This window comes from Porphyromonas sp. oral taxon 279 str. F0450, from assembly GCF_000292995.1.
Taxonomy (GTDB): domain Bacteria; phylum Bacteroidota; class Bacteroidia; order Bacteroidales; family Porphyromonadaceae; genus Porphyromonas; species Porphyromonas pasteri.
Window position 1 is genome coordinate 1 of record NZ_ALKJ01000018.1, and the last position, 13,989, is coordinate 13,989.

The 13,989-nt window shown below is 57.4% G+C and carries 10 protein-coding genes and 1 rRNA gene; 9 read left to right on the forward strand and 2 right to left on the reverse strand.

Going from position 1 to position 13,989, the window contains the following annotated elements; all coding sequences use genetic code 11:
- Nucleotides 1-25: 25 nt before the first annotated feature.
- Nucleotides 26-829 carry a 16S rRNA (adenine(1518)-N(6)/adenine(1519)-N(6))-dimethyltransferase RsmA gene (rsmA, locus tag HMPREF1323_RS03890; RefSeq protein ID WP_009432865.1) on the reverse strand — a complete coding sequence of 268 codons (804 nt, stop codon included), beginning with the start codon at nucleotides 827-829 and terminating at the stop codon, nucleotides 26-28.
- A 131-nt stretch (nucleotides 830-960) separates the two neighbouring features.
- On the opposite strand from rsmA, the gene HMPREF1323_RS03895 reads away from it, so the two are divergent.
- From HMPREF1323_RS03895 to rpoN, 8 genes are all read left to right on the forward strand, one after another.
- Nucleotides 961-1,992 carry a lysylphosphatidylglycerol synthase transmembrane domain-containing protein gene (locus tag HMPREF1323_RS03895; protein WP_009432869.1) on the forward strand — a complete coding sequence of 344 codons (1,032 nt, stop codon included), beginning with the start codon at nucleotides 961-963 and terminating at the stop codon, nucleotides 1,990-1,992.
- A gap of 39 nt (nucleotides 1,993-2,031) precedes the next feature.
- Nucleotides 2,032-3,486 carry an aminoacyl-histidine dipeptidase gene (locus HMPREF1323_RS03900; protein ID WP_009432870.1) on the forward strand — a complete coding sequence of 485 codons (1,455 nt, stop codon included), beginning with the start codon at nucleotides 2,032-2,034 and terminating at the stop codon, nucleotides 3,484-3,486.
- A 48-nt stretch (nucleotides 3,487-3,534) separates the two neighbouring features.
- On the forward strand, nucleotides 3,535-4,422 hold the full coding sequence (gene fabD, locus HMPREF1323_RS03905) for an ACP S-malonyltransferase (protein ID WP_009432871.1): 888 nt from the start codon (nucleotides 3,535-3,537) through the stop codon (nucleotides 4,420-4,422).
- A gap of 223 nt (nucleotides 4,423-4,645) precedes the next feature.
- Nucleotides 4,646-7,165 carry a TonB-dependent receptor gene (locus HMPREF1323_RS03910; protein WP_009432868.1) on the forward strand — a complete coding sequence of 840 codons (2,520 nt, stop codon included), beginning with the start codon at nucleotides 4,646-4,648 and terminating at the stop codon, nucleotides 7,163-7,165.
- Nucleotides 7,166-7,839: 674 nt separating this feature from the next.
- On the forward strand, nucleotides 7,840-8,925 hold the full coding sequence (locus HMPREF1323_RS03915) for an asparaginase (protein ID WP_009432866.1): 1,086 nt from the start codon (nucleotides 7,840-7,842) through the stop codon (nucleotides 8,923-8,925).
- A gap of 31 nt (nucleotides 8,926-8,956) precedes the next feature.
- Nucleotides 8,957-9,766: an MBL fold metallo-hydrolase gene (locus HMPREF1323_RS03920; RefSeq protein WP_044124019.1), complete on the forward strand. Its 810-nt coding sequence runs from the start codon at nucleotides 8,957-8,959 to the stop codon at nucleotides 9,764-9,766.
- Between the two features lie 52 nt (nucleotides 9,767-9,818).
- Nucleotides 9,819-10,394 carry a cob(I)yrinic acid a,c-diamide adenosyltransferase gene (locus HMPREF1323_RS03925; RefSeq protein WP_009432873.1) on the forward strand — a complete coding sequence of 192 codons (576 nt, stop codon included), beginning with the start codon at nucleotides 9,819-9,821 and terminating at the stop codon, nucleotides 10,392-10,394.
- Nucleotides 10,395-10,444: 50 nt separating this feature from the next.
- Complete coding sequence (gene rpoN, locus HMPREF1323_RS03930; RefSeq protein WP_009432867.1) at nucleotides 10,445-11,899, forward strand: RNA polymerase factor sigma-54; 1,455 nt, start codon at nucleotides 10,445-10,447, stop codon at nucleotides 11,897-11,899.
- Between the two features lie 126 nt (nucleotides 11,900-12,025).
- Here the strand turns inward: rpoN and pfkA are convergent, their stop codons facing one another.
- Nucleotides 12,026-13,006 carry a 6-phosphofructokinase gene (pfkA, locus tag HMPREF1323_RS03935; RefSeq protein ID WP_009432864.1) on the reverse strand — a complete coding sequence of 327 codons (981 nt, stop codon included), beginning with the start codon at nucleotides 13,004-13,006 and terminating at the stop codon, nucleotides 12,026-12,028.
- 794 nt (nucleotides 13,007-13,800) lie between these two features.
- On the opposite strand from pfkA, the gene HMPREF1323_RS03940 reads away from it, so the two are divergent.
- A 16S ribosomal RNA gene (locus HMPREF1323_RS03940) occupies nucleotides 13,801-13,989 on the forward strand; the annotation flags it as partial.

Consider the following 13,989-nt stretch of genomic DNA (forward strand, 5'->3'; position numbering starts at 1 on the left):
CCGCTTCTATTTGATGTCGTCGGCGCTACGCCTTAGCGGCGGTCTTCGCCTGATGCTCCTCAAGGAGGCGCGTCAGCGTGACGAAGTCCTCGACGCCGAGCTGCTCGGGGCGCTTGGAGAAGATCTCTGCCGTGTAGCCCGTATAGTCGGCTCCGAAGAGCGCCTTGAGTGAGTTGCGCAGGGTCTTGCGACGCTGGTTGAAGCCCGTCTTGATGACCTGCTTAAAGAGAGCTTCGGAGCAACCGAGGTCGGTGCGCTCATTGCGGATGAGGCGGATGACACCGCTCTTGACCTTGGGGGGCGGGTTGAAGACGTGCTCATCGACGGTGAAGAGGTACTCCACATCATACCACGCCTGCAGGAGGACGCTCAGGATGCCGTAGTCCTTGTTGCCCGGAGGGGATGCCAGACGCTGGGCGACCTCACGCTGGAGCATACCGGCGCAGCAAGGGATGCGCTCGCGGTAGTCGAGCATACGGAAGAAGATCTGCGAGGAGATGTTGTAGGGGTAGTTGCCGATGAGGGCGAAGGGAGCGTCACCAGGGAAGTAGTCTTCGATGGGGATCTTGAGGAAGTCGCCCTCGATGATACGCCCCTCGAGCGCGGGGAAATGTGCCTTGAGGTAGGCTACCGACTCGGTGTCGATCTCGATGACGTGCGTGTCGTATCCCTTCTCGAGGAGGAATTGGGTCAGTACTCCCATGCCAGGACCGATCTCAAGTACGGGCAGATCGCGGTGGCTGGAGATGCTGTCGGCGATGCGCTCGGCGATAGAGAGATCAGTGAGAAAATGTTGGCCTAATGCCTTCTTGGCTTTAACTTGCTGCATGGGAGATAACTAAAAACTTATTACATTTGCTATACTAAAGTAGTACAATTTATCAAGAGCTATTAGAGTACACTCCCTTGCGTGGTGCCGAGCCTCGAGCTTTGCCCACCTCTCGAGTGGGTGTGTGTCGAATGAAGATCCATCCTACCCTTAAGTCCATTCTCTGGATTGTAGTCCCACTGCTCCTCGGTGGGTTGGGCTTCTATGGCCTCTATCGTGATACCGACTGGCACGAGCTGCAGGAGACCCTCCGCACGGGGGTCAACTATCCCATCCTCCTTTTTAGCCTCCTCTTTGGACTCATGAGCAACCTCTGCCGAGGCTTGCGCTGGGAGCTTCTTGTGCGCCCGCTCACCGCTGGCGAAGCACCTCCACGGCGCATCAATGCCGTCTGCACGGTGCTCGGCTCCTATACGGTGAACATGGGGATACCTCGCTCGGGCGAGGTGTGGCGCTGCGTCGAGATGGAGCGCCGTGAGGACATCCCCTTCGCTGGGCTCTTCGGTACGCTCATCGTCGACCGCCTGACGGACGTGACGATGCTGGGGCTGATCCTCCTCGGGATTATCCTCAGCTCGACAGACTTCTTCATCGGTTACTTTGCCTCCCACCCTGAGCTGGAGGCCTCGCTGCGTGCCTTCATCTACTCCCCGTGGTCGGTGGTGCTGGTGGTGGTCGGGCTGCTCGCTCTTGGAGGCTTCATCTGGCTCTTACGCTATCGCCGTGGAAGCCGTATCGCACAGTTCTTCCTACACATATGGGACGGGATGATGAGCATCCGCTATATGCCACATCGCGGGCGCTTCCTCCTCCTGACGCTCCTCATCTGGATCGGGTACTTCTGCTACTTCTACTTCGCGCTCTTCGCCTTCGAGGCTACGCGCGACCTTCCCCTCTCCGTGGCAAGTATCGCCTTCGCCATGAGTAGTATGTCGGTCATCGTGCCCGTCCAGGCAGGTATGGGGGCGTGGCATGCTGCGGTCATCATCACCTTCACTACCTTTGGTATGGCTACCCAGCCAGCCAAGGACTTCGCCCTCATCGTGCACACGGCGCAGACGCTGTGGATCACGCTCGTGGGCCTCATCGCGATCATTGCTCTTCCCATCATCAATAGACACTACACGCGCAGACGCACCGCACCCGCTGCGAGCGTGCGCTGAGCATAACTATCCATTATTCATCTTAAGAACGAATCGACTATGGCTGCTGAAATCAAGACCCTGTCTCCTGCTCACGTGTGGAGCTACTTCTATGATCTCACACAGATCCCCCGCCCGACGTTCCATACTGAGGCGGTCCAAGAGTACCTCCTTGCTCTGGCAAAGCGTCTGAACCTCGAGGCTCAGCATGATGCTACGGGTAATATACTCATCCGCAAGCCTGCTACTCCTGGCCTCGAAGGACGCCCCGTGGTGACCCTGCAGGCCCACATCGACATGGTGCCCCAGAAGAATAGCCACATCGAGCATGACTTCACCAAGGACCCTATCGATGCCTACATCGATGGCAAGTGGGTGACGGCACGTGATACGACGCTCGGCGCAGACAATGGTATCGGCGCAGCCTATATGATGGCCGTCCTCTCGGATGACACCCTCAAGCATGGCCCTCTCGAAGCGCTCTTCACCGTAGACGAAGAGGTCGGTATGGTCGGTGCCAACGGCCTACAGCCTGGCTTCTCTAAGGGGGATATCCTCATCAACCTCGACAGCGAGGACGAAGGTCTTCTCTTCGCTGGCTGTGCAGGTGGCCTCGACGTCAACGTCAAGCTCGAGTACAAGGATCAGGAGCCTACGCCCGAAGGGGATATCGCTGTGCGCATCAGCCTGACGGGTCTGCGCGGTGGTCACTCGGGTATGGACATCATCCTCGGCCGTGCCAACGCTAATAAGCAGCTCGTGCGCTTCCTCAAGGAGGCTATCGCCAGCTACGGCGCTCGCCTCGTACATCTCGAAGGGGGCTCAGCCCGCAATGCGATCCCTCGCGAAGCCTTCGCGCTCGTGACCATCCCCGAAGCAGAGGCTGATGGCCTGTGGGAGTTCGCTTCGGACTTCCTCGACACCCTGCAGACGGAGTATAAGAATATCGAGGACGGCATCAGCCTCAGCCTCGAGCGCACGGATCTGCCCAAGACGGTTATCCCCGAAGAGATCCAGGACGGCGTCATCGGAGCCCTTGATGCGTGCATCAATGGCGTGCAGAGCATGCTCACCGACTTCCCTGGCATCGTAGAGTCCTCTACGAATATGGCGAAGATCTTCGTCGGCGAAGGCACCTTCACCGCTACCTTCATGCTACGTAGCTCCTCGGAGAGCCGCAAGGAGTACGTCGCTTCTCAGATCGAGAGCGCGATGAATCTGGCGGGTGCAGAGGTTGAGTTTGCAGGTGCTTACAACGGCTGGGCGCCCAACGCTGACTCCGCCGTCCTCAAGACGATGCGCCGTGCTTACGAAGAGGTCACGGGTAAGTCCCCCGAGATCACCGTCGTCCACGCAGGGCTGGAGTGTGGTATCATCCAGGGCGTCATGCCAGATATGGATATGATCTCCATCGGTCCAGACCTTCGCTCGCCCCACTCTCCCGACGAGAAGGTACACATCGCCTCTGTCGAGCGCACCTGGAAGGTCCTCATCAAGGCGCTGGAGCTGATTTAATTCGCATACCAAGACCCTAAGTATATCATCACAAGAAGAATTTAGTAAATGAGTAAGACAGCTTATGTATTCCCTGGCCAAGGCGCCCAGTTCGTGGGTATGGGGAAGGAGCTTTATGAGAATCATCCCTTAGCCAAGGAGCTCTTTGAGAAGGCCAACGATATCCTCGGATTCCGCATCACGGACATCATGTTCGCTGGTACGGACGAAGAGCTCAAGCAGACGAAGGTCACGCAGCCCGCGGTCTTCCTGCACTCCGTCATCCGTGCGCTCTGCCTCGGTGACGAATTCCAGCCCGATATGGTCGCTGGTCACTCTCTCGGTGAGTTCTCCGCACTCGTCGCTGCTGGTGCGCTGAGCTTCGAAGACGGTCTGCGTCTCGTCTCCAAGCGTGCTCTGGCTATGCAGGAGGCTTGCGAAGCTAACCCTGGTACGATGGCTGCTATCCTCGGTCTGCCCGATGAGAAGGTCGTCGAGATCCTCAAGACCATCGAGGGTGGGGTAGTCATCGCAGCCAACTTCAACTGCCCTGGTCAGCTCGTCATCTCGGGTGATGTCGACGCTGTCGATCGCGCTTGCGAAGCCCTCAAGGAAGCTGGTGCTAAGCGTGCTCTGCGCCTCAATGTCGGTGGTGCCTTCCACTCACCTCTGATGGAGCCAGCACGCGTCGCACTCGCCGAAGCTATCGAGGCTACGGAGTTCCATAGCCCCCGCTGCCCCATCTATCAGAATGTACCTGCCCACGCTGTCAACTGCACGCACGGCATCAAGAAGAACCTCATCGCTCAGCTGACGGCTCCTGTACGCTGGACGGAGAGCGTACAGGCTATGGTCGCTGACGGTGCTACGCGCTTCGTCGAGGTAGGCCCTGGTGCTGTCCTTCAGGGGCTGGTCAAGAAGATCGCTCCCGCAGTAGAGACCGAAGGTAAGCAGTAAGCTCCGCCTCCCCTCTATATACCCCAATAGTCCGCCGCCCGGCCATCTCCCTCACGGAGACGGTCGGGCGGCGGTGCTTTGATAGCCCCCAGCCGAGGGGAGATCATGCCTGAGAAGCCTCTGGAAAATACATACTATTAGGTATTGTGCTCACCTCGTGTGCGCTATACCTTTGCATGGCATTTACATCTGTTCCCTAATTTCACCAATTGTATATCCATCAATGAAGAAATGTATACTCCTGGGGCTGCTCGTATGGAGCACTGCAGCTCGAGGCGAGACGCTATTGCCCGTAGCTACCCCAGATACCCTCTCTGCTAAGGCTGTGACGCCTACTGCAGCACAGCTCCGTGGTCGTGTCACCGACTCTCATGGCGCTCCTATCGAGGGGGCAGTCCTCGCTGTCGGCGATCCTCAGCTTCACCTCACTGCGCATACGGACCGTGAGGGGCGCTTTACTCTCGACGGCCTTCCCGCAGGACGCCAGCCCGTCATCATCCAGGCGATGGGCTATATCACGCAGCGCCGTCTCCTCTTCCTCGGAGAGGGAGCAAGCACAGACCTACACTTCATCCTCGATGAGCGCGAGCAAGCACTGCCTACCGTCGACGTCATCGGGCGCCGTGAGCAGTCGTATCGCAATGCTCTGTCCTTCGCTGGGACCAAGACGGCGACGCTCCTGCGTGACGTCCCTCAGTCCATCGGCTACGTCACGAAAGAGCTGGTCTTAGACCAAGGTGCCATCACCGTCAATGATGTGGTGAAGAATATCAGCGGTATCAATCAGTACTCCTTCTACAATGACTTCTCCATCCGTGGCTTCCGTACTCTGGGCAACCGCAATTCGGGCAACCTCCTCAACGGCATGCGTGCTCAGACGAGCCTCTGGCGTCAGTCATCACTGGCGAATATCGAGCGCGTTGAGGTTATCAAGGGCCCAGCCTCCGCACTCTTTGGGAATGCTGCCCCAGGTGGTGTCATCAATCGTGTGACGAAGAAGCCCCTCAATATAGCCCGTCGCTCGGTATCGCTGACGGCTGGGAGCTTCAATACGAGTCGCGCCTATGCCGACTTTACGGGCCCGCTCAATGAGCGCAAGACACTCCTCTACCGCCTGAACCTCGGCTATGAGAACTCCGATACCTTCCGTGATCTGCAGAAGCTCACGACTCAGATCGTAGCCCCCTCGATCACCTACCTGCCCTCAGATCGTACTCGCCTCAATGTAGACCTGGTGTACACCAGCAGTGCGGGGAAGCTCGACCGTGGTGTCGCGATTTTTGGCGATGGGGATCTCTTCTCCCGCCCTATCTCTTCTACGCAGTCGGCAGCCAATGACTATCTGCGTGAGCAGACGCTGAATCTGACCTTCGCCCTCTCGCATCAGCTGGCAGAGGGGCTCCTCTTCAATAGCACCTACCTCTACTCCTCCTATAGTGAGGATATGATGGAGCACTCGCAGGACAATGCTTTCGTCAAGAAGGCTGATGGCACGGATGATCCCTCTCTCGTCCTGATGCGTGTCACGAAGCGCTTCCGTAACGTCCGTAACCACGCCTTCAATAACTATCTGACGTGGAATGTCACTACGGGAGCCGTCCAGCACAAGCTCCTCTTCGGCTACGACCACTTCAATACGCAGCTGGCTCCAGGCTCGTCCTATATCGAGGCGGGTGGTTACCTCCTCGCCAACGGCGGTACGGCGAAGACCTTCAAGAAGGCGGATATCGCTAAGTACCTCTTGGATAAGGACGGCAACCCGCGGACGAATGTCCCTGCCTTCGACCTCAACACCACCGTGGGCAATCAGTATCAAGACGTCACGAAGTACATCTATGAGTCGAAGGCCGTACGCCCCTCAGATCAGTACACCAATGGGATCTACCTGCAGGAGCAGCTCTCATGGCAGCGCCTGCAGCTCCTCCTCGGTGCTCGCATAGAGTGGTTCACCGACGTCGTGCAGGATGCTAAGGGAGCGAAGACCCGTACGCACCAGCATGCCTTCACCCCACGTGTCGGCTTGGTCTATGGTATCACGCCCTCTACCAATGTCTATGCTACATGGATACGAGGCTTCGAGCCTCAGGCGGTCTCTGTACAGAGTGATCCCACTTCGGGTGGTCCCTTTGACCCCGTGCAGAGTGAGCTGTGGGAGATCGGAGCGAAGGGCGACTACCTCGATAGCCGCCTCACGGCGACGCTCAGCCTCTTCAGCCTCCGCCAGCGCAATACGCTCTACAATGCAGGGATCACGGGTGAGCCCAACCGCATGGTGCCCATCGGCGAAGAACTCTCGCGAGGCGTAGAGCTTGATGTCGCTGGGAAGATCCTACCCTACTGGAGCGTGATGGCCAGCTACAGCTACAATGTCGCTGAGATCACTAAGGCCGCTGAAGGGACGAAGGACCTCAATCTGCAGCGCCCTGGCACGCCCCGTCATTCGGCAAACGTCTGGACGAAGTTCGTCATCCCTCAAGGCCCTATCGAAGGGCTCGGTATCGGCTTCGGTGTGCATGGTGTGAGTGAGCGCCTCGGGCAGGTCGGTCGCCGTGCCAACGTCGTCACCTACCCTGGCTACCTCCTCCTCGATGCGGCTCTCTACTATAAGGTGCGCGATGTACAGCTCCAGCTGAACGCGAATAACCTGCTGGATAAGCGCTACTACGTCTCGGGCTACGACCGTCTGCGCTCCTTCCCAGGCTCGCCACGTCACTTGAGTCTCTCTGCGACCTACCGCTTCTAAGGGATAGAAGCACCACTTTACTTTCTTCCTTTTTTCTCCCCCGCTATACTCCATGTGTCGGGTGTATAGCGGGGGAAGCTGTATCTGGCCTATTCCTATTGGCTCGTCATCGAAGACTGTTGCCGTGAGTCCTGCCCTCCATTTAGAGTGGTATTGCACGCCCAGCTACCCGATACACCTCTCCGAAGTGATACACAAGCCCTTCGCCTCATCGCGCGTATTCCTCTTATTTAGCGGAGGGAAAAGTGTCCTTCTCGTGAATAAAAAAGCGTCTTTACATAGTGGTTTCCCTTTGTCTATGCACGTAGATTTAAAGACCAGGCACGTCAATCCAAAGATCCACGTACGTAGATATTAGATCCACGTACGTAGATCAAGCTTATCAGCCACTCGTCCACAACTTTTATCCCTACGCGGAGCAATAACCTAATAGAGGTCACTTCACAAAGCTATATAGCTTCGCACCGAAAGCTATACGGAATCGATCCAAAGCTATATAGCTTTCTTCGCCATCCTATATTCCGCTCCCCTACGAGCCCTAAGAAGAGCCCCGCTAAGAAGCCGAATGGCGGTATATTATTGTTATCTTTGTCTGTAGAGAATAAACATGGGGGCGACGGGGCTTGAAAAGGCTTTGCTTCGCCCCGCTAATGTGCTTACAACTACACTACAACATGGTTGCACCACGCGCATCTATCCTCTTGGTCTACACCGGAGGGACGATCGGGATGCTTGAGAACCCTGAGACGGGTGCTCTCGAACCCCTTGACTTTAATTACCTGCAGGACAACGTCCCAGAGCTGCGTCTCTTGGGTTGCGATATCTCCAGCGTGGAGTTTCAGCCACCGCTGGACTCCTCGGCTATCACTACCGAGCACTGGGTACAGCTGGCTCGTGTCATCGAGGAGAACTACGATAAGTACGACGGCTTCGTCATCCTCCACGGCACCGATACGATGGCTTATACCGCCTCGGCGCTGAGCTTCGTCTTCGAGGGACTCGCTAAGCCTATCGTCTTCACCGGCTCACAGCTCCCCGTAGGGAAGCTCCGTACGGACGGGAAGGAGAATCTCATCACGGCTATCGAGATCGCTGCAGCACGCGACGAAGCAGGCCGTCCACGTGTGCCTGAGGTATCGCTCTTCTTCGAGAACTATCTGATGCGTGGCAACCGCACGAGCAAGATCAGCGCCGATCAGTTCAGCGCCTTCGAGTCATACAACTATCCCCATCTGGCTTATGCCGGTATCGAGATCCGCTACCACGATGCCGTCATCGCAAACGCTCATGTAGGGCGTACGCTTTCGGTGCGTCCGTACTTCGATCCTCATGTGGCGGTCTTGAAGCTCTTCCCTGGTATCACACGTGAGGTCGTCGAAGCCGTCCTCTCCGTGCCTTCGCTGCGCGGGGTGGTGATGGAGACCTTCGGCAGTGGCAATGCGCCGATGATGCCTTGGTTCCTCGATGCGCTCCGTGCCGCTGTGGCACGTGGTGTCGTCATCGTGAATGTCACGCAGTGCGTCACGGGCTACGTCGATATGACGCGCTACGAGACGGGCGTCCTCCTCGAGAAGATCGGGCTGGTCAGCGGGCGTGATGCCACGACCGAGGCTGCACTGACGAAGCTGATGTACCTCCTCGGTCAGGGCTTCAGCAGCGAGGAGGTCAGCCGCTTGATGGCCATTCCTCTGCGCGGAGAGATGAGCCTCGACCAGGAGATGGAGGGCTTCTCCCGCGAGATCTCCATCTATCGCCGATAGAGGCGACACGTATCTACACCCAGATCCACGAATGATAAGATTTATGTGCCTCTCCAGTGGGAGCAGTGGGAACTGCTACTACATAGGAGACGAGGCGGGGGGCTTCCTCATCGATGCGGGGATCCCTATCCGTACTATCACCAAGACCCTCAAGGCTGAAGGCATACCGCTCGACGGCGGTACCATTCACGGGGTCATCGTCACGCATGACCACGCCGACCATATCCGTACCGTCGGGGTCATCGGGGGCGTCTATCACCTACCCGTCTACGCCACGCGGCTGGTGCACGACAGCATAGCCAATAGCCGCTTCGTGCAGGATCCTATCGGCCCCTCGCGCCGTGAGATCAAGATCTACGAACCCTTCACCGTAGCAGGCTTCACTATCGAGCCCTTCCCCGTGCCGCATGACAGCGCGGAGAACGTGGGCTACCACATCACGAAGGGCGACTTCCGCTTCACGCTCGCTACCGACGTCGGCCACGTCACTGACGATATCGCCGACTATATCGGCCGTGCAGACCACGTGGTACTCGAGGCAAACTATGACCCCGAGATGCTACGCAGTGGGAGCTATCCTGAGTTCCTCAAGGGGCGTGTCGCCTCACCGCAGGGGCACCTCTCCAATGATGAGGCGGCCGAACTTCTGGCTCGCGTCTATCACACGGGTATGAAGAACGTCTGGCTGTGCCACCTGAGTAAGGACAACAACCACCCCGATCTCTGCTGGAAGACCGTCGAGCAGCGCCTCTTCGCCGAGGGCATTCGCGTGGGCAAGGATCTCTCGCTCACGGCACTGAAGCGCACGACTGCTTCGCCGATGTATCTTTTAGAGCCTTAGCGCTGTTATCTCTACAGAGCGGGTACATCACCCCCGCCTTACCCCTATCACTATGGATACCGAGAAGTATAAGCTATATACCAAGGGCGGCGACAAGGGCCGCACCTCCTTGGTCGGTGGGCAGCGCGTGCCCAAGTACGACATCCGTCTGGAGAGCTACGGCACGATCGATGAGCTGAATTCGTTCGTCGGCGTACTGCTGGCCTATGAGCTCGAGGAGGAGGATAAGAAGTTCCTCTTCTGGCTGCAGCACAAGCTCTTCTCTGTCGGTGGCTACCTCGCTACCGACACCACGCAGGACGATGTGCACACCGTGACCTCCGTCACCGAGAGCGCCGTGGCACGTGTCGAGCGTGAGATCGACCGCCTCGACGATATGGTGCCACCTATCAAGGCCTTCATCCTCCCCTCGGGTGGAGCGATCACGGCCGCTGCGCACGTCTGCCGTACCGTCTGCCGTCGTGCCGAGCGCATCATCTACCGCCTCAATAGCGAGACGCCGCTGGATGTGAATGTCCTGCGCTTCGTCAACCGCCTGAGTGACTACTTCTTCGCCCTGGCACGTAAGGAGGTCTTCCGCATCAATGGTGAGGAGATCGTCTGGACTTACGACCACGAAGATCTGTAGCCGTACCTTCTACCTGCCTTTTCTCTTATCCTCTTCGCTCCCTACCGCCGATGAATAAGCTCACTCAGCAGCAGAAGCTCGACCAATCGCTTTCGCTCACGCCCGCACAGATCCAAGCCATCAAGATGCTGGAGCTCACGGGGCTGGAGCTGGAGGCGCGTATCGAGCGTGAGCTGGAGGAGAACCCCGCACTCGAAGAGAACGACGAGGCGCCCCAGCAAGAAGGCTCCGACGACGAGCCGACGTCCTCCGATAGCGACGACCAAGACTGGGAGCTCGGCGAATACGCTACCGAGGATGATATCCCCGACTACAAGCTTCGTGAGCTGCAGGAGCGCCAGTCGGTCCGTGAAGAGATCCCCTTCGCGGCTGGTGCCCCTTCGCTTGATGAGTATCTGATGGAGCAGCTCTCGCTCGTCACTCCGCTGGAGGGTACGCGCCGCGAGATCGCACGCTACATCATCGGGAACATTGATGACGACGGCTATCTGACACGCTCTGTCGAGGAGATTGAGGATGATCTGCTCTTCAAGGCGGGCCTCTCCGTCACGCCCGAAGAGATCGCCGAACTCATCCGTCTGGTGAAGACGCTGGATCCCGCTGGTATCGGTGCACGCGACCTCAGAGAGTCACTCCTCTTGCAGATCGAGCGCCTGCCAGCTAATGCCCTGCACCGTGAGGCGCAGCGTATGATCGAGCATCACTACGAGGACTTCGTCAATAAGCGCTTTGACCGCCTATGTGCGGCACTCGGTGTGAGCGAGGAGCGTCTCTCCGAGCTCTATACCTTCATCTCGCATCTCAACCCCAAGCCAGCTGGTGGCTACGGCGATGATAGCGAAGGGCGCTTCATGCACATCACCCCCGACTTCATCGTCACCGAGCGTGATGGTGAGCTCTTGATTTCACTCGTCGGTGAGCGAGATCTGCCCCCCTTGCGTCTAAGTCCCACCTACCTTGCCCTGCTGGAGCAGCACAAGGACCAGCGCGATGGCTCGCGTCAGAGTCGTGAGGCGATGACCTTCCTGCGCCACAAGGTCGAGCAGGCCCGCTGGTTCATTGATGCCATTCATCAGCGCGAGGAGACTCTGCGCAAGACGATGACTGCCATCGTCGAGCACCAGCGTGCCTTCTTCCTCACGGGCGAAGTGTCGGCCCTGCGCCCGATGATCCTCAAGGATATTGCCGAGGCTACAGGCCTCGATATCAGTACGATCTCACGTGTGAGCAATAGCAAGTCCGTGCAGACCGATTATGGAGTCTATATGCTGAAGTTCTTCTTCGGCGAAGGTATCCTCAACGAGGAGGGCGAAAGCATCTCCACCCGTGAGGTCCGCGAAGCCCTTGCTGAGCTGATCGCAGGTGAGGACAAGCGTCAGCCACTCTCCGATGAGCAGCTCACTCAGCTGCTTGCTGCCCGAGGCTATCCCATCGCCCGCCGCACCGTGGCGAAGTATCGTGAGCAGCTCCGCCTCCCTGTAGCACGTCTGCGTCGCGAGCTGTAAGTCCCGCACTCTCCCATTACGCATAAAGCACGAGCGGTCGCAAAGCATCTATTGCTTTGCGACCGCTCGTGCTTTTGTTTCTCTCGCTGCTTTGGCGAAGCGTTCGAGGGTAGGGGAGTCCTTCCCTTAGATCGAGAGGATGCGGAGGGACTCGACGAGGTCCGTATCGATGGGCTTGTTCTTCTTGATCGCCTTCGAGAAGGGTACGTACACGAGGGCGTCATTGACGATCCCGATCATCACGTTGCGCTGCCCCTCGAGGAGGGCTTCGATGGCAGCGACACCCATACGGCTCGCGATGATGCGGTCCTGCGCACTGGGGGAGCCCCCGCGCTGGATGTGGCCGAGGATCACGACACGCACGTCGAACTGTGGGTACTCCTTCTCCACGCGCTCGGCGACCTTCATCGCTCCGCCCGTGCTCTCGCTCTCGGAGACGAGCACGATGCTGCTATTCTTCGTCTTGCGGAAGCCATTCTCGATCGTCTCGGCGAGCTGGTCTTTCTCGACGGCAAACTCGGGGATGATCGCAGCTTCTGCACCCGAAGCGATAGCGCCATTGAGGGCAAGGAAGCCAGCTTCACGCCCCATCACTTCGACGAAGAAGAGGCGTTCATGTGAGGAGGCGGTGTCGCGGATCTTGTCCACGGCGGAGACGATGGTGTTCAGCGCCGTGTCGTAGCCGATCGTGAGGTCGGTACCGTAGAGGTCGTTGTCGATCGTGCCGGGGAGCCCAACGATGGGGATGTCGAATTCTTCGGCGAACTCACGTGCGCCAGAGAGTGAGCCGTCACCACCGATGACGACGAGGGCATCGATCCCGTGGGCACGCATCGTCTCATAGGCCTGAGCGCGACCTTCGGGCGTGCGGAACTCAGGGCAGCGTGCCGTCTTGAGGATTGTACCCCCGCGCTGGATGATGTTGCTCACGTGCTGCGTCTCGAAGTCTTCGATCTCACCGGTGATCAGTCCCTTGTAGCCGCGGTAGATCCCCTTGACGCGGATGCCGTGGTAGATAGCCGTGCGGGTGACCGAGCGGATGGCGGCGTTCATGCCGGGTGCATCGCCGCCAGAGGTCAGTACCCCTATACATTTGATTGTAGCCATAGTTGCTGTTCTTATTTCAAAGCAATCTTATACCAATTCTTCTACCAGCAAAGGTACTGCAATTCCCACCCCGATATGCTGCCCTTATGGTGTCCTATGATGAGCGTGAGTATATCGTACTGAAGTTTAGCTTGATATATAAGCGACCTCATCCAAGCTCTATGGTGGGGTGGTGCGAACCTATATAGGTCGCTGCGATGACCAATATAGCTTCGTGTGACGACCTATATAGGTCCGTGCTGCGACCAATATAGGTTAGCTCAGCGATCTATATAGGTTGATATCACCCCTCTTGTGAGAGGTCCCCTCCCCTCATCAGCGAGACTTATACTCATCGGAAGGGGACTTTCTCCATCTTCTATTATTAATGTACGCGCGCGAAGAGGACCCTCATCTTGAGAAAGTGCGCAGAATCTTGCGCTTAGATTTGGATATTCGGCGGAAATTGCTGTATCTTTGCAGTCGCAAGTCAGGCGGACGAGCAGCGAATGACAGGGGTTGGATCGAGAGTGGTAACGAAAAAGTTTCACTCAAGATTTGGTGGAGTGAAAACTTTGCTCTACCTTTGCACTCGCAAAAGAAACGAACGGCCTTGCGGTGACGTGGCTGGTTTGACTTTAAGAGATCTTTGAGATAATTGATATTGACAAACAGAAGTGTAGTAACAAACGTTTAGGGAAATGAAGACCTAACCGTCAATTACGACCTTTACTTAGGTAGAGATGCACTAATAAATCTGAAGCAAGAATCATTTCGGAGCAAGACAAACAGAACAAAGTGCAATAAAAATATTGACAATGAAGAGTTTGATCCTGGCTCAGGATGAACGCTAGCGATAGGCTTAACACATGCAAGTCGAGGGGCAGCATGGTCTTAGCTTGCTAAGACTGATGGCGACCGGCGCACGGGTGCGTAACGCGTATGCAACTTGCCTCACAGAGGGGGATAACCCGTCGAAAGACGGACTAATACCGCGTACACTC